This is a genomic window from Rufibacter radiotolerans (genome assembly GCF_001078055.1).
GTDB lineage: Bacteria > Bacteroidota > Bacteroidia > Cytophagales > Hymenobacteraceae > Nibribacter > Nibribacter radiotolerans.
Genome location: NZ_CP010777.1, coordinates 3,935,283 through 3,952,462, shown reverse-complemented (window position 1 = coordinate 3,952,462; position 17,180 = coordinate 3,935,283). Strand labels below are relative to the sequence as shown.

Below are 17,180 nucleotides of genomic sequence, written 5' to 3'. Positions count from 1 at the left end.
GGTTTCCCTCCGAGCGCTCACGGCCGCGGGGCCCCGTCTTTCCCCCTCGCACTGCCCTTGCGGCCTAGTTTTGTTATTTGCTCTTAGTTAGAGTTATTTCAAGGCCACAAGCGAGGCGCTCAAAGTAAAGACTGGAATTGAGGCGAAGGGGGGTGTTTACACAGGAGGGCGCATCTGCAGGGTAAATAACGAAGACTCGAAAGGTGCACCAAAGGGGATTACAAATCCCCCTTTCGATACTTCCGGATTGCAAATCCGGAAGAGCGTTTTAAGGTTCTTTGTGCTTCTATGCCCAACACTGCCCGCCGTTGTTGGTGTTCCCAGGGGCCAACAACTACTACTGCTACCAACCACCACTTGGGTCGGCGCATTTCGTCCCACTTTGAAGGGGGTAGGGGGATGACTACTCATCCACGTTTTCAGAACATTTCCCCAAAACACCCCTAAAACTCCAAAAGCAAAATTTCTTCTCCCCAGGAAGGGAGAAGGAACTCTTAATTTGCGTTTTGCGGCTGTTTCCTGAAAAACAGGCCCAAAACAGAAATTCTAGCCTTGCTGCTTCCTCAAATTTGCCTTTAACTTATCAAAGGTACCCTTGAAGCCTTGGCGCATGGCGTCAAAGCCGGCAGCAAAGGTCTGCTCTTCGGCAGGGGAGGCGTTATAGGCAGAAATCTTAAGGGTAACGGTGGTTTTGCCGTCGGCCTCAGTAAGGGTCACGCGATTAAGCATTTCCTGGGGCCAGGTAGGGCTGAAGGGCGCGCGCAGGATGTTTCCGTCTTCATCTGAGAAGGCGTTCACAAACACCAAACCATCTGGGGCGGTGATCTCGTGGTAGACAAACTTACCCCATAATTTGGGGCCGTCCCCGCGTTGCATGCTGTAGAGGAACGTGCCGCCGGGGCGTACGTCTAGCTGGGCCACTTCCAGGTGGTAGCCTTCAGCTCCCCACCACTGGGCAAGATGGTCGGCTTGGGTCCAGGCGCTGTAGACCAATTCCAGCGGTGCATCTAAGGCAAGGGTTAAGACCAACTCGCCCTGTTTTTCTGTGGTAGATGCTGTTTCGTTTTTTCTTTCCATGTTTCTGGTGGTAAGGGATGCTGTTTGGTACTTGCCGGTTGTCTACTCAGGTTGTTCCAGGTCATGGTTCACCATCCACTTAATGCCAAATGGATCAGTGAACATGCCAAAGTAGGCGCCCCAGAAGGTTTTTTGCAAAGGCATGGTCACAGTGCCGCCAGCTGAAAGACCATTAAAAAGCCGGGTGGCTTCTTCTTCGCTGTCGGCGTTAATGGACAGGGAAACGTTGTCGCCCACGGTGAGGGTATGCCCCATAGATTCCAGCACATCATTGGCCATAAGAAGCGAGTCTTGCCCAATAGCCAGGGAAATATGCATGATCTTGTCCTGGTCCTGCGGCGGAAGGCTGGCACCCTGGTCCGTGTCTTTAAAGCGTTGCAGGGTCAGGAACTCACCCCCGAAAACTGATTTGTAAAAGTTGAAGGCTTCTTCTGTGTTGCCTTTGAAATTGAGGTATGGATGAATAGAGGCCATTGATTAATTGTTAGTTGCTAGTTATTCGTTTTTAGGGTTTTCTGGTTGGCAGGCATACCACAGCTGCACCAGCCCCGAAGGGAAGGTAAGGCTTTTGGTGAGGGTAATACCCTGTTCTGGCCGGCCGTCTTTAAAAAGCCTGATGCCACCGCCCAGCAAATGCGGAATCACGGAGATGACCAGGGTGTCCAGCAGCTTTTCCTGGAGCAGCGCAGTAACTGCTTCGGCGCCGCCGTCACAGTAAATATGTTGACCGGGTTGCTGTTTGAGCGTGGTGATAAGCTGTTTAAGGTCTCCGCCGTAAAACTCCACGTGGCCCTCCTGGCCGGTTTTGGTTCTGGAGAGCACATATACTTTCTTGTCTTGGTGCAGATACGCGGGTATAAAATTCAAGACCTTTTCATAGGTGCGACGGCCCCAGATCACAGTGTCTATGTTGTGCTGGAAATCGACGTACCCATAGTCCTCGCCGGGCCTTTCTACCAGTGCCAGAAAATCAAGGTTATCCTCTGGGCCGGCAATGTACCCGTCCAGACTCATGGCTATGTAAAGGATTACCTGTCTCATGGCAAAATAGCAGTTTAAGAAAGCAGTGGAGGGGCTGCAGTTTACTAAAAGCAGTGGACTTTCAAAAAGAAAAAAGTACCGGGTAGCGTTGCCTGGCCCCGGGAGGGCAACCTTTGCCGGGTATCCACACGTTAAGGTAGGCCTATGGGCATTTTAGCATTTGTGTTTTTTGTAGTAGTGGTGGTAGGGCTGTTTTACCGGTGGGCGACCCGCAAGACCCGGCGGCGCACAAAAGTGCTGGCGCAGGAGTTTCCGGCGGAGTGGCGCAAGATTCTCTCTGACCGGGTGGGTTTTTACCACACCCTGAAGACCGAGGAGGAAAAATACCAATTTGAGAAGATGATCCAGCTGTTTCTGTCTGAGAAACGCATTACGGGCATTGAGGTGGTGGTAGATGACCTGACCAAGGTGCTGGTGGCGGCCAGCGCCGTTATTCCCATCTATGGGTTCAAGGATTGGGAGTACCCCAACCTGGGCGAGGTGCTGGTGTTCCCGGGAAGCCTGGAACGTTTCAAGCACGGAGATTCTGAGGCCGTCTCTGAGGTGCTGGGCCGCGTGAACCCCTTCCAGAATGACCATTACGTGACCCTCTCCAAACCGGCCCTGGAAAAAGGCTTCAATGACATGGCCGACCGCCAGAACGTGGGCATCCATGAGTTTGCGCACCTGCTGGACCAGGCCGACGGCGAGATCAACGGTCGGCCCACTGCTTACTTACCTGATGACCTGGTGCAGCCCTGGGAAGAGCTCATGTACCGCAAAATCAAGCAGATCAAGAAAGGCGAATCAGACATCAACCCGTACGGCGCCACCAATGAGGCCGAGTTCTTTGCCGTGGCCACCGAGTACTTCTTTGAGAAACCGGGCCAGCTAGCCGAAAACCACCCCGGGCTCTACAAAATGCTCACCCAGATCTTTCAGCAGAACCCCAAACGCCGCTTTAAGCTTAACTTCAGGGAGCTGCTGAACCCCTACGGCAAACGCCTGGGCCGAAATGAACCATGTCCCTGCGGCAGCGCCGAGAAATATAAGAACTGCTGTCTGCCAAAGAAACAGAGCGCGTAAGAAGAGTAGTCGTTTTAGGGGCGTTCCCGTGAACCCGCCTCTGGCGAAGAACTTAAGGCAAAAGGCAGTAGCTGGGCTTTTAGGGCTTCATAGTTTTCCTGCCGGCCCTTGATCTGGAATTTTTCATTAGATGACCCGAGGAGTATCCCAATGCCGGTGCCCCCCACTGAGCCATTTATGACTCCTACATAAATACTGAAACTCCTGCCAAAATCAAGGCAAAAGGGCTCCTGACAGGGAGAGTACAGTACATACCCCAACAACGCTCCGGACACCGCTCCTGCCAGAGCGCCCTTCCACAATCCTTTCTTGAGGGCGTTTAGTTTTCTGATTTTCAGAAGCATGATGCCACTGACCGGGAAGTTAAGCAGTTCACCCTCTGTGGGAATTCTGTTGGCTTTCACCAGGCTCTTGGGCATTACCCTGATCATAGAATCCTGCACCGTATACAAAATCCCTTCTGCAGATTCGCCGTCCGTAAATTTGACCACCACCCTATACGCCTGTGTGCTTTTCTGGGGCACGTTTGTCCCAAGCCAGGCAGGCTAAGCAGGCAAAATAGTAGTATAAAAATTCTGTGCATAGCGTGGCAAGGGTTTACGGAAAGAGAAGAAATCCTTTGGCAGGCGTTGTGTTCAAGATACCAGCCATGCGCAAACTAAAGACCAGCCATAAAACACTGGCAACAGGGGCGCGGAGAAAGGTGATGCTGGAAAGCGGGAATGCAGTATAAAAATAGAAAAAATTTTAACCTGCCAAAGCTGTTCTAGGCCTGTTTTCACGAAAACGGCTCCAAAACAGCTTTGGGCTCCATTCTAGATCTTGACGGTTTTCCAGCGGCCTTTCCTAAACAGCCACCAGCTTACCAAAGAATGAAAGGAGTGGCAGCAAGCAATGGTCACGAAGATGCCGGTCACGCCCAGGCCCCAGTACACGGCCAGCAGATAAGCCATGGGAATTTCCAGGAGCCAGAGCACAAAGATGTTGATGAAGGCGGGCGTTCTGGTATCACCGGCGCCATTAAAGGCCTGCACCATGACCATGCCCAGCCCGAAGAAAATGTACCCCAGCGTGATAATTTTGAGGCCCTCAGAGGCAACAGCAATGACTTCGGGTTCCTGGGTGAAAAGCCGGGAAAGGTGTTCGCCAAAAAAGAAGAAGATTACCGTAATGGCTCCCAGGAAAATCATGTTATAGCGGGCCGTGAGCAACACCGAGACTTCGGCGCGCCGCGGTTTATGGGCGCCCAGGTTCTGCCCAACCAGGGTGGCCGCCGCCGAAGACAAACCCCAGGCCGGAAGCAGCGTGAACATGATCACCCTGAATGAAATAGTGTAGCCCGCCAACGCATTGCTCCCGAATTCCGCGATGATGCGGGTCAGGAAAATCCAGCTGGCGGAATCAATCAGGAACTGACCCATACCGCCCACCGATACTTTGAGAATCTTCAGGATCACGGCGTAGCTAAGCACCAGATTCTCCCGCGCTATCTTGAGGTGGTGCTTGCCGTTGAGCAGGTGGTAGAGTTGGTAGATTACGCCCGTGCTTCGGCCAATGGTAGTGGCCCAGGCGGCGCCTTCCAGGCCATAGGCAGGCACGGGTCCCCACCCGAAAATAAGCAGCGGGGCCAACACAATGTTAATGCCGTTGGCAAGCCAGAGCGCCCGCATGGGCAAATGCGGCTGACCCGCCCCCCTGAACGCCCCGTTGATGAGGAACAGCAGAATGATGATGAGGTTACTCCCGAAGATAATGCGCGTGTAGCCTATGCCCCTGGTAATCACCTCCTGGTCGGCGCCCATGAGTTGCAGAATCTCTGGGGCGAAGAAGAAGGTGAGCGAACTGGCCAGCAAAGCCAGAACAGCCCCGGTGACCAGTATCTGGAACGTAGTGGTGCCGGCCTGGGTGTAATTCTTCTCCCCGAACCGCCGGGCCACCATGGCCGTGCCCGCCATGCTCAGGCCCATGCCCACCGAATACACAATCATGAGGATAGACTCCGTGAGGCCCACCGTGGCCAGGGCATACGGCCCCAGCCTGCCCACCAGAAAAATGTCTACCACCGCGAAGAGAGACTCCATGAGCATCTCCAGAATCATGGGCGTGGCCAGCAGCACAATAGACTTCTTCAGGCTGAGGCGGGTATAGTCCTGCTCCTGGCCTTTCACGGCGGCCCAGATAAGATGGAACAGTTCTTTGCGCGAGGTCATGGTGAAGGTGCTAAGGCCAGGGTTGAAAAGTAAAAGTAACAGGTGGCCATGATTTTTTGGTGGTTTTTTTTAGCCGGGGGCAAGAAAATCGACCTGGAAGGAAAAGGGCGGGAGGTGGATTTGCAGGGAGGTACGGCGTGTGGTTTTCTTAGGGAAATAACCGTAGCTTGGGTCTGCTTTGTGCCATAGCCACTACTGAGTGGAGCACGAAGTCACCTTGCAAACCGCTTGAAAATATCTATCCCTTATTTTATCCTTTACTGTATTCCATATCTCATATTGAATAGAATGAACACTCTTTTTAAAATGTTCTGCGCAGGGCTATTGGCAGTGCTCTGCCTGGGCTTTAGGAACGGGCCCGTTCCTGCGGCCGAAACCACTTTTGTGCAAAGGCTCACGCACATCAGGGACGTTTTCAACAAAGTTCAGTACGACCACACCTTCACCTATGACCAGAAGGGCCGACCGCTTACCCACCTGCGGGAGTACCGCCTGGAGGGGCGGCTCAAGTCCTCAGAGAACATGGCGAACGCCTATGACGCTAATGGCAAGCTGCTGTCCAAGATTGGGAAGGCCAGTAAGTACTTCTGCTTTTACGATGATAAGGGCACGCTGGTAAAAATCACGCAGGAAGTGCTCCATAAGGGCCAGTGGGTGCTAGGCGAGGAGACGCTGCTCACAGAAAAGGAGCATGCGAACGGGAAAGGCAAACGGGTACACTTTCTTATGAATAAAAGCACACCGCTCCCTTCCGGGAAAATGAGTGCGTTAGAGAAATACTCTGAAATCTACTACAATCTGGACAAGAGCAACAACATTGAACAAGCCACTATTCTGGCCAACGGATATAAGGTTTTGGAGGAGCCGGCCGTGTATCTGTATTACCATGACAACAAGCCTAACCCTATCCAGAATATGTTTGTGGAGCGCTGGTACCAGTTTGACCTGGAGAACGGCGGCCTCACCAACGTGACCCGCAGAAGGTACCGGGGCCGGATTCTGGAAGACCGGGTCTATGAGTACAATGAGCTGGGCTACCCTACCCAATACGTCATCAACGAGAGCCGCACCAAAACCTTCACCTACGCCCAGGTAGCGGTGCCCGTGCAGGAGGAGCCCACCCAAGCCCTGGCCGCCGCCACCGATTCCCTGGAAAAGACCCCATCAAAAGAGGTGCGCCGCAATAACCGAAAGCTGGATCTGGAGGCTAAACCTTTTGTGCTGCTGTGCCCTAACCCGGCCTCCATCAATTTTACGGTAAGAGCCAATAACCTGGGCCAGGGCGAAGCGGTGCTTCGCATTTTTGACTATTTCACCATGCGTGTGCTCACCCAGGTGCAATACCAGGTAGACGGACAGCTGGAGGCGCTCATCACCACCAATGGCATGCCCGCCGGCCTCTACATTGTAGAACTGTCTTCTCCCAGCGGGAAAATAAGGCAGCGGCTACTGGTGCAGTAAAAGCGTTTTTGGAGTAAAAGCAAAAGAGCCCGGGAACTAGCGTTTCCGGGCTCTTTTTATGAAAGCAGGCTTAAAACACCTGTCTGTTACATTAACTAGATAATTGGCTACCGCCTCGGTTAACGGCGGCGAACTTCGCGGCGCAGGTCCTGGATCTCCACCTTGTTGTTGTAGTTGTCTACCATGCCGCTCAGCAGAAACAAATCCACTATCCAGCCAATGCCCAGCAACTGCCCCGTGAGCAGGTACAGAATACCCGATCCTACTTTGCCCAGGTAAAACCGGTGCAAGGACAACCAGCCAAGAAAGAACCACAAGAGATATGCTGCCAGTTTTGATTTCATAGAGGTAGGTGTTAAGAATAGGAGATAGGTATGCAAGCTAAGAAATTAATTAACCTTTACTTTCCACAGCAATCTTCAACACCACCTTGCGTACTACCTCCTCCGTAGCCAGCGGCGCATGCACGTCATTGGGGAAGAAGACGGTGAAGAAACCGGCGGGCACGTCAAACCAGCTGGTAGGCCGCACTTCAAAGAAATACACATCGCGCTCTGCGGAATACGGTTCTATGGAGGTACCGCACGCAGAAAGGTCTTGCCAGCCCATGTGGTCTACGCCACTCACCACGTACTGGATGTCTATGTACCGCTGGTGCGCCTCCATCTTGGCCTCGGCTTTGGCCACACCCGGACCGTCTGAGATCATGGCAAATAGGTCCTCGCCGGCCAGTTCTATTTTACCTGTTGGCAGGTTCTCAATGTCTGCCTCCTGCAGAAACGCAAAGGCCTGTTGAAATAAAGGATGCAGTGAGTAGTAGCGCGAAGCGTGCTGTAAGGAATCTAAGATCATGGGTCTTCTAGGTTAAAGGAATTAAAGGCTAGTCAGTTTTAAAGGAGCGAAGATAACCCTGCCTTTAAACATCTGGCCCTTGCCAACCGCTAGCGTTGCTTTTGGCGAAGGTAAGTTGCAGTAATTCTTACGAACCGCCAACCAGCCTCGGCTTTTCTTTCGCTTTAAGCAAGGCCCAAAAAGAAAGAGCCCGAAAATTTTCATTTCCGGGCTCTTTTTTCAAAAACAGGTCAAAAACAGCTCTGTGTCATTTTCCAACCATCTCTAATTCCTAATTCTTAATTATCATGCCATCGCCATCTCCTTCAGCTCACTCACCACTTTGGTCATAGAGGCTTTGGCGTCGCCGAAGAGCATGAGGCAGTTGGGGTACCCGAAGAGTTCGTTCTCGATGCCGGCGTACCCGGCCGCCATTCCGCGCTTGCAGACAATGACCGTGCGGGCCTTGTCGGCGTTGAGGATGGGCATGCCATAGATGGGGCTGTTGGGGTTGGAGCGGGCCGCGGGGTTTACCACGTCATTGGCCCCTATGATGAGGGCAATGTCGGTGCTGGCGAACTCGTCGTTGATGTGGTCCATCTCCACAAGCTTGTCATAGGGGATGTTAGCCTCTGCCAGAAGCACGTTCATGTGGCCCGGCATGCGGCCCGCTACCGGGTGGATGGCGAATTTCACGCTGGTGCCGCGTTTCTCCAGCAGGTCGGTGAGTTCGCGTACCACGTGCTGGGCCTGCGCCACCGCCATGCCGTAGCCTGGCACAATAATCACGCTGCTGGCGGAGTCAAATAGCATGGCCGTTTCTTCCACACCTACCTCTTTCACTACCATGTCCTCGGCCCCGCCGCTGGTACCCGCCGTGCCCGCCGTCTGCCCGAAGCCTCCCAGCAGCACATTCACCAGGGAACGGTTCATGGCCTTGCACATGATCTGGGTAAGGATAATACCTGAGGCCCCCACCAGCGCCCCCGTGATAATGAGTACCTGGTTATTGAGCACAAAGCCCGTGGCGCAGGCCGCAATCCCAGAGTAAGAGTTGAGCAGGGAAATGACCACCGGCATATCGGCGCCGCCGATGGGAATAACCGTGAGCACGCCCAGCAGCAAGGCCAGGGCCATGACAGCCATCATCCAGACCTCGGTGTTGGGGTCAATGACCACCAGCACGCTAAACGCCAGTGACGCCAGAAACAACAACGCATTGAGCGCATGCTGCCCCGTAAACGTAATGGCCCTGCCGTTAATCAAGCCCTTGAGTTTGCCAAACGCCACCATGGAACCCGTAAACGTGACCGCCCCAATAATAATGGAAATGACCACGGTGATCCCCACGATCATGGGCATGGTGATGCTCGCCTCATGGGCCATGCGCCAGTACTCAGAGGCGGCCACCAGCACGCTGGCCGCGCCGCCAAAACCATTGAACAAAGCCACCATTTCGGGCATAGAGGTCATCTCCACGCGCTGCGCCACCACCCAGCCTACCGCCGAGGAAAGCAGAATGGTCACAAAAATCTCGGTATAGCTCAGCACATCCTGGTGGAGCAGGGTGGCCACAATGGCTAGTAACATGGCCGCCGCCGAAAGCGTGTTCCCGTTTCGGGCGGTGCTGGTCTTGCCCAGCATCTTTATGCCGATGATGAACAGCACCGAGGCCACCAAATAGGCAATCTGGATAGGTAGATCTAAATTCATAGCCGTAGGGTTATCGCTTTTTCTTAAACATCTTCAACATGCGGTCGGTGACCACGTAGCCGCCCACCACGTTGAGCGTGGCCAGAAACAGCGCCGCTACCCCCAGCCATTTGCTCACGCTATGCTCCATGGGCCCGGCCGCCAGAATGGCACCCACAATGGTAATACCTGATATCGCGTTAGACCCCGACATTAAGGGCGTGTGCAGCGTAGGCGGCACCTTAGAAATCAGCTCAAACCCCACAAAGCTGGCCAGCACCAGCACGTAGAGAAGGACAATCAAAGCTTCTGCGTTCATAGTTTTATGGTTGATTGTTGATAGTTAATTGTTGATTGTTCAGGAACACCTGAATGATCATAAGTCTGCCTTCTTCTTCGTCCCCCTTTGAAGGGGGTAGGGGGATGACTCACTTCTGCCGGACAGGCGTTCAGGGATTGCCCCTACTTCCACCTTACACCGTCTTCGCCAGAATGTCACGCGTAAACTGGTGTACCAACGCGCCCTGGTGCGTAATCATAGAGCCTTTGGTCACATCTTCGTCCAGTTCCCACTTAAAGCCGTCTTTGTCGGCCAGGTGCAGGAGGAGCGTGCTGATGTTCTTGGCGTAGAGCTCGCTGGCGTTCACAGAAACCATGGCAGGCAGGTTGGCTTCGCCGATGATGGTGACCCCGTGCCGCACTAAAGTCTGGTTGAACTCGCTTAAGGCGCAGTTGCCGCCAGACTCCACGGCCATGTCTACAATCACCGATCCCGGGCGCATGCTCTGGACCATTTCCTCGGTGACCAGTAGTGGGGCTTTCTTGCCAATCACCAACGCGGTGGTAATCACAATGTCGGCCTCGGCAATATGTTTAGAGATGAGTTCTTTCTGTTTTTGCAGGTACTCGGTAGAGACTTCCTTGGCGTAGCCGCCCTCGGTTTGCACGCCTTCAGATTGCACTTCCAGGAACCGGCCACCCAGAGACTCTACCTGTTCCTTGGTCTCAGCGCGCACATCGGTGACCTCTACCACCGCGCCCAGGCGCTTGGCGGTGGCCACGGCCTGCAACCCGGCCACCCCGGCCCCGAAGATGAGTACCCGGGCGGGGGTAATGGTGCCGGCGGCCGTCATCATGAGCGGGAAGATCTTGCCCAGCGCATTGGCCCCCAGCAACACAGACTTATAACCGGCCAGGTTCGCCTGCGAACTCAGCGCGTCCATTTTCTGCGCCCTGGAGATACGCGGTACTGCATCCATGGCAAACGCCGAGATGTTGCGCTGCACCAGTACGTCCAGCAGGTCAGGCACGGTGTAGGCGTACAGAAAAGAGATCACGGCACTGCCTTCGCGCAACAGTTGGGCTTCCTCTATTGTAGGCGCGTTCACCTTCAACAGCACGTCTGTGTCTGCGAGCATAGCGGCCTTGTCCAGGAAGATGATGCCGCCGGCCTGCTCATAGGCGGCGTCATAAAAGCCAGTTGCCTCGCCGGCCCCGGTTTCAATGCCGCATTTAAAGCCAGCCTTGGTGAGGGTCTTTACCACATCCGGTGTCAGCGCCACCCGCCGCTCCGGGACTTTGGTTTCTTTTAGTACAGCTACTTTCAAGGGATTGGGGTTAAGGTGATGTCACAATATTAGAATAAGCAGATTTAAGAGATAATAGCCAGATTGTCAAGGGGATTTGTCATTATTACTGCAAACGCCCGTCATTCCTTGCAATAATTTTCTAACAGGGGTATAAGCGCGAGGCCAAGAAGAGTAAGCTATGCTGATTGGGATATCCCTTGTGTGGGTAAGAGCGCTGCTATGACGGTTCCTGTTTTAGGCCCGTTTTTAGGAAAACAGGCTTAAAATGCAATGGTGCTATCCAAGGCTGCCAGTAGGGGTGTTTCCCATCCTTTTGGAGAATCTCTGGCACCTCCTCTTGGATAAGTGATAGGTAATACCCAATTTTAGAAACCCAAGCACTAACTTTCCTGCTGTATGAAGAAAATCTATTTTATATTCTCTCTTTGTGCCATCGTTGGCATAGCGGCCTTTACCTTTGCCAAAGAAGAGAAATACGCCTACCCGTTCCAAGACCCCTCGCTCACCATGGAGGCCCGCGTCAATGACCTGGTGTCACGGCTCACCCTGGAAGAAAAAGTGGCCCAGATGCTCAACGCCGCCCCGGCCATCGACCGGCTGGGCATACCTTCCTACGACTGGTGGAACGAGGTGCTGCACGGCGTGGCCCGCACGCCCTACAAGGTGACCGTCTACCCGCAGGCCATCGGCATGGCCGCCACCTTTGACACCACCTCCCTGCAGCAGATGGCCGATTTCTCGGCCCTGGAGGGAAGGGCCATCTACAACAAGGCCATCGCCGAAGGAAAGAGCGGGCAGCGCTACGTGGGCCTGACCTACTGGACCCCCAACATCAACATCTTCCGGGACCCGCGCTGGGGCCGGGGGCAGGAGACCTACGGCGAGGACCCGTTCCTGACGGCCATGCTGGGCCGGGCGTTCGTGCGCGGCCTGCAGGGCGATGACCCCAAGTACCTGAAGGCGGCCGCCTGCGCCAAGCACTACGCCGTGCACTCCGGCCCGGAGCCCGAGCGCCACGTCTTCAACGCCACCGCCACACCCTATGACCTCTGGGACACCTACCTGCCCGCCTTCGAGGAGCTGGTGGTGAACGCCAAGGTGGCGGGCGTGATGTGCGCCTACAACGCCTACAAGGGACAGCCCTGCTGCGGCTCAGACGAGCTCATGAACGACATCCTGCGCAACCAGTGGCAGTTCACCGGCTACGTCACCTCCGACTGCTGGGCCATCGACGACTTCTTCAAGAACCACAAAACACACCCGGACGCCGCCTCTGCCTCGGCCGACGCGGTGATGCACGGCACCGACATTGACTGCGGCACCGACGCCTACAAGGCCCTGGTGCAGGCCGTGAAAGACGGCAAGATCACCGAGCGCATGATTGACGTGTCGGTGAAGCGGCTGTTCACCATCCGGTTCCGGCTGGGCATGTTTGACCCGGTGGCCATGGTGAAGTACGCCCAGACCAAGACCGATGTGCTGGAAAGCGCCCCGCACAAGGCTCACTCGCTTAAGATGGCCCGCCAGTCCATGGTGCTGCTCAAGAACGACAAGAACACGCTGCCCCTCAAGAAGAACCTGAAAAAGATTGCCGTGGTGGGCCCCAACGCCGATAATCCCATTGCCGTGCTGGGCAACTACAATGGCACGCCCTCTGCCATTGTAACGGCCCTGCAGGGCATCAAAGACAAGGTAGGCGCCGGGACCGAAGTTGTTTACGAACACGCCTCCACCTTCACCAAAGACACCCTGCTGGTCTACACCAACATTACCCCGCAACTGAGCTTTGAGGGCAAGCCCGGCGTGAAAGCCGAGTACTTTAACAACAAAGAGCTGAAAGGAACCCCCGTGGCCACCCGCCAGGAAACTGAAATCAATAATTTCTGGCAGGAAGGCGAGACCGTGGTGGGCAGCATGAAAGCCTATAACTTCTCGGCCCGCTATACCACAGACTTTACCGCGGCTACTACTGGCTCCATCATGCTGGAAGTGGAAGGCGATGACGGCTACAAAATCTCCATTGACGGCAAGGAAATGCTCAACGCCTGGGAGCGTAACCGCTGGGGCGCCCGCAGCTTCAAACTGAATACCAAACAAGGCCAGAAATACCGCATTGTGCTGGAATACGTGCAGGCCGAAGGCAAGGCCTCGGTGAACCTGAGAGCCGGCAATTTTGCGAAGACTGATTTCAAGGCTTTGGCCAACCGCGTGAAAGACGCTGACGCGATCATCTTCGTGGGCGGTATCTCACCGCAACTGGAAGGCGAGGAAATGAAGGTGAACGAGCCCGGTTTCAATGGCGGCGACCGCACCTCCATTTTGCTCCCACAGGTGCAGACCGAGGTGATGAAGGTGCTCAAAGGCACTGGCAAGCCCGTGGTGTTTGTGATGATGACCGGCAGCGCCATTGCCATGCCCTGGGAAGCCGAGAATGTGCCGGCCATTGTGAACGCCTGGTACGGCGGCCAATCGGCGGGTACGGCCATTGCCGATGTGCTGTTCGGCGACTACAACCCGGCCGGCCGACTGCCTGTGACCTTCTACAGGAGTGATAAAGATTTGCCTGGCTTCAGGGATTACTCCATGGAGAATCGCACCTACCGGTATTTCAAAGGTCAGCCGCTGTATGGCTTTGGGCACGGCCTGAGCTACACCACCTTCGCCTATGACAAACTGGACGTGCCTGCCCAGGCCAAGCCCAACAGCAAGGTGCGGGTAAGCGTGCGCGTGACCAATACCGGTAAACTGGACGGCGAGGAAGTAGTGCAACTGTACGTGACCCGCCAGCAAGATGGCTTCCGGACCCCGGTAAGGGCCCTGAAAGGATTTGAGCGTATCGCCCTGAAACGCGGCGAGAGCAAGGTGGTGGATTTTGAGCTTCGTCCGCAGGACCTGGCCCTAATCGCTAATGACGGCACCACCAAACACGTGCCCGGCACTGTGCAGATAAGCGTGGGCGGAAGCCAGCCCGATGCCCAAACCATAAAGACCAAGAAGACCGTGGAAGGCAAGCTGGCCTTAAAATAGAAGCCAGCCTTTCTAGGCAACCCTTTCTCTTAAACGCCACTGCCCTCCGTTTTCAGGAAGGGCAGTGGCGTTTACAATTTTAAAGGGGTGTATAGAGGATTATTTTATCCGGTACTCGTCTACCAGATGTACACCCAAGCGGTAAGAAACACCTGCTTCTGCCATGGTACCAGACGCATTTCGGTGGTTCATGAACATTGGCCGCAGGGCTACATGAAAGTTAAGATAATGGTGGTACAGGGAAGGGGTGCCGTAGTAATAATAGGCTTTCGGCTTGCCTAGTTGTACGGCGTAGTGCGCCACCAGGCCAGGGCTGAACCCATGGAACTGGGTCCAGTTTTCATCCTGCTCGTTTTCCTTAGGCGTAATGTTCTGAACCACATAATTGAGCTCTAGCTGCAACAAAAACTCACGTCTTTCCTTGCTGGCCAGCATCTTATTGGCGGCCAGACCCAGCATTAGGGTAGGCGGCGCGGCATTCTGTTTACGGTCAGAGGCAATAGGGAAGTCTTGCGTTAGGCCATTGCCATAAAAGCTCATGAGCATGCCACCGCCCACACCTTTTTTGCCAGCGTACAGCATCTCTAGCTTCATGCCGCCGCCGGCTCCTAAGTAGTCACCTGCCTTCCCTAAAAAGGTATTGGCTACCCCGCCAAAAATAATATCAAACCGTTGGCCGGACCGGTGAATGTACTCAAAGCCTTCATACGCTGTCTGGGTGTACTCCTGGGCTCCTTGAATGCCCATCGCCATAGGAGAGGGGAACCTAATAGTCATGCCATAGAGCCCATTTTCAGCCACTCCGTTTACTTTCCTTGGCTTAAACTTGTGCAGCCTGCCCGAGGCCAGGGTAAGGCTGTCCAGAATGGTAGGATTTGTGACGCCGTCTATCTTTTCCAGTGTGGCCGTGCCATCTGCCGCAATGGAATACAGAAACTCCAGGTCTCTGTTTTGCAGCAGTTTTTTCTGCTCACGGGTGAACCGTATTTTGAAATATTCAAGCGCCAGGGTGCTCACGCCGCCAGCGGGCTGGGCTTCTTCAACCCCGTTTGTTTGGGAATAGGCGCTAGCAGACAGGCATAAGAAAAGGAGGACCAGAAAGACAGGTTTTTTTAGCTGTGCCATACGTTTGTGAAAAGCCACCAGATACCAGGAATCGTTTTGGCAAAGATAAAATTACTCTTCTCTTTTAGGCCTGTTTTTCAGGAAACAGGCCTAAAAGAGAAGAACGCTTAACAGGTAGGCAGGGCAGCGGGCATCCACCAGCAAGGCCTAAGGCAGCACTGCAAACTTCTGGTGCCTGGTATCCAGCACAAGGGTGTGGCCTAGAAAAAGCTTGTTGCCAGTCATGCCACCCAGCCCGGAGAAGGCTGTGAGCAGTTGGTTCACTAGGCTCATGCCTTCCAGGTACGTGGCTTTGCGCAGCGGAAGACGCACCTGCCCAAAACGGGCCTCTGCGGTGGTGGTAGTGGTGAAGGCGGTGATTGTTTTCCCCCAGGAGTTAACATACGCGGTGTCTACCGGGCTGTGGGGGCTCTGCATTTCCAGCCATGTGCTTTTATCTGTGAGGAGTTCATAGGCACTGGAGCCGGAATCAAACATGAGCGCCGTTTCTTTGCCGTTGATCTGGCCGGGGAGCAAGATGCGGCGGCTGTTGAACTGGAAATCCAAGAGTTGGATGCCGCGGGCCAGGTTTGGCGGGAATTGGTCATACACAGAGAACAGGCTCTTTTTATAGTCCAGCACCAGCACCTTGTCCTGAATGAAATCTGTACCTAAGGTGCCAATGACTTCTATGCTGGTGGTATCTGCCCAATCTATAGCCCCATCGCCTATCGCCTTTACGGGTAATGCAGAGGCGGTCAAAGGTAGGGAGCCCACCTGAAAGGAAAAGTTTTGTAAGACCTGCCCGTTTGCTACTTGGGGAACGGTAGCGGGGCCGTATTTTTTCTCGATGGTCTCAAGCTTGGCCTGGTAGAAAATAGTATAGGGGGAGCCGGTGTCAAACTGCAGGTAAAAGGTTTTGGGGCAGCCGTGGAGGGTAACTGGTATCAATTGGAAGGCGTGTGGCTCTGCCCCATTGCTTTTCCAGAGAAAGGGAACGGTAAGGGGTTGGGAGACCAGCCGCAACTGGCTGGGACCCACCTCAAATTTGTTTTTGAAATAGACATAGCCGCCCGCAGAGATTACTACCAGGAGCAACAGAAAGGAGAGAAGAATGCGTTTTAAGAGTTTCATTATAGCAGTGTGTTTAGAGTTCACAATGCTAGGGAAGAAAGTGCCGGTGCGCCACGCCGTTCTTACGCCATTCAGCCGCCATTTCTAAGCCAGATGGCCTTGGCGGGATGATGGCTTTAAAGTAACCTATTGTTAATGAGGCGAAAGTGTTAGTGGAGGAAAAGATGGCCCCATTTCTGGTATACCTGGGTATTGCCCCGCCGGAGTTGAAGAGAAGCCCGCGTCAAGGTGAAAATGTTGACTAAATACAGCGTAAAAAAGCAGCCCATCACCAAAAACGGAAACCGGAGCTGGAAATAATGCGCCGCCGCCAATTGCACCAGCAAAGCCCCCAATAAGGCCAGGTGCATGCCTATGCACCACATGAGTTGGAAGTTGATGATGCGGGCCCCGGCCGGGTGCTCCAACTGGGCCTCCTTCTGTTTTTTGCGGAGCCAGAGCGGCACCAGAAACCCCAGGTACGGGAACAACAGAAAAGAAAAGGCCGACAGGTTCAACTGTTGCAAATAGGCGCTGGCCGGTAAAGAAGGTGCCAGGACAGGCTCAGGGACCAGTACTTCCGGGATTTCTGAGGCTACCGGGGTGGCGGGAAGCGCTGAAAAGTCCTCTACAGACTGGCCCAGGGCATGGGCAATGGCCTTGAGGGTAAATCCGCGGGGCATGCTTTCCTCCCGTTCAATCCGCTGGATGGTGCGCAGGCTCACCTGGGCCAGATCGGCTAGCTCCTCCTGGGAGATCCCTCTCCGTTTTCGTTCTGCTGCTACGGTAGCGCCTAAGGTCATATCTGCGGTAACTCTTGAAACCGGCCGTTGGAAATGAAGCCAAGGCCAGAACCCGCAAGATAAGAGTCTACCGGAAGAACCATGCTATGGAGGTCACCTGCCAGGGCAGAATCTTTCTCTGGCAAAAGAAATTCTGTTTTAGGCCTGTTTTCTGGAAAACAGGCCTA

16 protein-coding genes are annotated in these 17,180 nt (G+C 54.3%); 3 read left to right on the top strand and 13 right to left on the bottom strand.

Features of this window, described 5'->3' with window-relative positions; translation table 11 throughout:
- Positions 1-546: 546 nt before the first annotated feature.
- The 3 genes from TH63_RS16030 to TH63_RS16020 are packed head-to-tail and all read right to left on the bottom strand — an operon-like array spanning position 547 to position 2,118.
- Positions 547-1,077: an SRPBCC family protein gene (locus tag TH63_RS16030; RefSeq protein WP_048921837.1), complete on the bottom strand. Its 531-nt coding sequence runs from the start codon at positions 1,075-1,077 to the stop codon at positions 547-549.
- A gap of 42 nt (positions 1,078-1,119) precedes the next feature.
- Positions 1,120-1,551: a VOC family protein gene (locus tag TH63_RS16025; RefSeq protein ID WP_048921836.1), complete on the bottom strand. Its 432-nt coding sequence runs from the start codon at positions 1,549-1,551 to the stop codon at positions 1,120-1,122.
- Between the two features lie 21 nt (positions 1,552-1,572).
- Positions 1,573-2,118 (bottom strand): dihydrofolate reductase family protein, encoded by a 546-nt coding sequence (locus tag TH63_RS16020; protein WP_048921835.1) that lies wholly within the window; start codon positions 2,116-2,118, stop codon positions 1,573-1,575.
- Positions 2,119-2,262: 144 nt separating this feature from the next.
- Between TH63_RS16020 and TH63_RS16015 the strand changes: the two genes are divergently transcribed.
- Positions 2,263-3,183: a M90 family metallopeptidase gene (locus tag TH63_RS16015; protein ID WP_048921834.1), complete on the top strand. Its 921-nt coding sequence runs from the start codon at positions 2,263-2,265 to the stop codon at positions 3,181-3,183.
- 14 nt (positions 3,184-3,197) lie between these two features.
- Here the strand turns inward: TH63_RS16015 and TH63_RS16010 are convergent, their stop codons facing one another.
- Complete coding sequence (locus TH63_RS16010) at positions 3,198-3,674, bottom strand: hypothetical protein (protein ID WP_156180656.1); 477 nt, start codon at positions 3,672-3,674, stop codon at positions 3,198-3,200.
- Between the two features lie 324 nt (positions 3,675-3,998).
- On the bottom strand, positions 3,999-5,393 hold the full coding sequence (locus tag TH63_RS16005; protein WP_048921832.1) for an MATE family efflux transporter: 1,395 nt from the start codon (positions 5,391-5,393) through the stop codon (positions 3,999-4,001).
- Between the two features lie 726 nt (positions 5,394-6,119).
- Between TH63_RS16005 and TH63_RS20940 the strand changes: the two genes are divergently transcribed.
- Complete coding sequence (locus TH63_RS20940) at positions 6,120-6,854, top strand: T9SS type A sorting domain-containing protein (RefSeq protein ID WP_394331429.1); 735 nt, start codon at positions 6,120-6,122, stop codon at positions 6,852-6,854.
- Positions 6,855-6,973: 119 nt separating this feature from the next.
- Here the strand turns inward: TH63_RS20940 and TH63_RS20875 are convergent, their stop codons facing one another.
- The 5 genes from TH63_RS20875 to TH63_RS15970 all read right to left on the bottom strand — a co-directional run bounded on the left by TH63_RS20875 (position 6,974) and on the right by TH63_RS15970 (position 10,984).
- Entirely contained in the window at positions 6,974-7,198 is a 225-nt protein-coding gene (locus tag TH63_RS20875) for a TM2 domain-containing protein (protein ID WP_048921830.1), read from the bottom strand.
- Positions 7,199-7,247: 49 nt separating this feature from the next.
- Positions 7,248-7,706 carry a YhcH/YjgK/YiaL family protein gene (locus TH63_RS15990; RefSeq protein ID WP_048921829.1) on the bottom strand — a complete coding sequence of 153 codons (459 nt, stop codon included), beginning with the start codon at positions 7,704-7,706 and terminating at the stop codon, positions 7,248-7,250.
- 285 nt (positions 7,707-7,991) lie between these two features.
- The gene (locus TH63_RS15980) at positions 7,992-9,398 is read right to left on the bottom strand and encodes an NAD(P)(+) transhydrogenase (Re/Si-specific) subunit beta (protein WP_048921827.1); all 1,407 of its coding nucleotides are present in this window, start codon (positions 9,396-9,398) and stop codon (positions 7,992-7,994) included.
- A gap of 10 nt (positions 9,399-9,408) precedes the next feature.
- Positions 9,409-9,696: an NAD(P) transhydrogenase subunit alpha gene (locus TH63_RS15975; protein ID WP_048921826.1), complete on the bottom strand. Its 288-nt coding sequence runs from the start codon at positions 9,694-9,696 to the stop codon at positions 9,409-9,411.
- A 154-nt stretch (positions 9,697-9,850) separates the two neighbouring features.
- Positions 9,851-10,984, bottom strand: a complete 1,134-nt coding sequence (locus TH63_RS15970) for a Re/Si-specific NAD(P)(+) transhydrogenase subunit alpha (RefSeq protein WP_048921825.1) — start codon at positions 10,982-10,984, stop codon at positions 9,851-9,853.
- Between the two features lie 378 nt (positions 10,985-11,362).
- On the opposite strand from TH63_RS15970, the gene TH63_RS15965 reads away from it, so the two are divergent.
- Positions 11,363-13,993 (top strand): glycoside hydrolase family 3 protein, encoded by a 2,631-nt coding sequence (locus tag TH63_RS15965; RefSeq protein ID WP_053093835.1) that lies wholly within the window; start codon positions 11,363-11,365, stop codon positions 13,991-13,993.
- Positions 13,994-14,092: 99 nt separating this feature from the next.
- Here TH63_RS15965 and TH63_RS15960 read toward each other — a convergent pair whose 3' ends face one another.
- The 3 genes from TH63_RS15960 to TH63_RS20390 form a co-directional block, all read right to left on the bottom strand.
- Positions 14,093-15,118: a hypothetical protein gene (locus tag TH63_RS15960; RefSeq protein ID WP_048921824.1), complete on the bottom strand. Its 1,026-nt coding sequence runs from the start codon at positions 15,116-15,118 to the stop codon at positions 14,093-14,095.
- A gap of 147 nt (positions 15,119-15,265) precedes the next feature.
- Positions 15,266-16,231 carry a hypothetical protein gene (locus TH63_RS15955; RefSeq protein ID WP_048921823.1) on the bottom strand — a complete coding sequence of 322 codons (966 nt, stop codon included), beginning with the start codon at positions 16,229-16,231 and terminating at the stop codon, positions 15,266-15,268.
- Between the two features lie 149 nt (positions 16,232-16,380).
- A complete protein-coding gene (locus TH63_RS20390; protein WP_048921822.1) occupies positions 16,381-17,013 on the bottom strand; it encodes a helix-turn-helix domain-containing protein in 633 nt (210 codons plus the stop codon).
- Positions 17,014-17,180 lie beyond the last annotated feature (167 nt).

What these genes read in the sequence shown, in the direction of transcription:
- TH63_RS15975 (WP_048921826.1), bottom strand. Translation starts at nt 9,696, where the DNA reads ATGAACGCAGAAGCTTTGATTGTCCTTCTCTACGTGCTGGTGCTGGCC.
- TH63_RS16025 (WP_048921836.1), bottom strand. Translation starts at nt 1,551, where the DNA reads ATGGCCTCTATTCATCCATACCTCAATTTCAAAGGCAACACAGAAGAA.
- TH63_RS20940 (WP_394331429.1), top strand. Translation starts at nt 6,120, where the DNA reads ATGAATAAAAGCACACCGCTCCCTTCCGGGAAAATGAGTGCGTTAGAG.
- TH63_RS16015 (WP_048921834.1), top strand. Translation starts at nt 2,263, where the DNA reads ATGGGCATTTTAGCATTTGTGTTTTTTGTAGTAGTGGTGGTAGGGCTG.
- TH63_RS15965 (WP_053093835.1), top strand. Translation starts at nt 11,363, where the DNA reads ATGAAGAAAATCTATTTTATATTCTCTCTTTGTGCCATCGTTGGCATA.
- TH63_RS15960 (WP_048921824.1), bottom strand. Translation starts at nt 15,118, where the DNA reads ATGGCACAGCTAAAAAAACCTGTCTTTCTGGTCCTCCTTTTCTTATGC.
- TH63_RS15980 (WP_048921827.1), bottom strand. Translation starts at nt 9,398, where the DNA reads ATGAATTTAGATCTACCTATCCAGATTGCCTATTTGGTGGCCTCGGTG.
- TH63_RS16030 (WP_048921837.1), bottom strand. Translation starts at nt 1,077, where the DNA reads ATGGAAAGAAAAAACGAAACAGCATCTACCACAGAAAAACAGGGCGAG.
- TH63_RS20875 (WP_048921830.1), bottom strand. Translation starts at nt 7,198, where the DNA reads ATGAAATCAAAACTGGCAGCATATCTCTTGTGGTTCTTTCTTGGCTGG.
- TH63_RS16005 (WP_048921832.1), bottom strand. Translation starts at nt 5,393, where the DNA reads ATGACCTCGCGCAAAGAACTGTTCCATCTTATCTGGGCCGCCGTGAAA.
- TH63_RS20390 (WP_048921822.1), bottom strand. Translation starts at nt 17,013, where the DNA reads ATGACCTTAGGCGCTACCGTAGCAGCAGAACGAAAACGGAGAGGGATC.
- TH63_RS15955 (WP_048921823.1), bottom strand. Translation starts at nt 16,231, where the DNA reads ATGAAACTCTTAAAACGCATTCTTCTCTCCTTTCTGTTGCTCCTGGTA.
- TH63_RS16020 (WP_048921835.1), bottom strand. Translation starts at nt 2,118, where the DNA reads ATGAGACAGGTAATCCTTTACATAGCCATGAGTCTGGACGGGTACATT.
- TH63_RS15990 (WP_048921829.1), bottom strand. Translation starts at nt 7,706, where the DNA reads ATGATCTTAGATTCCTTACAGCACGCTTCGCGCTACTACTCACTGCAT.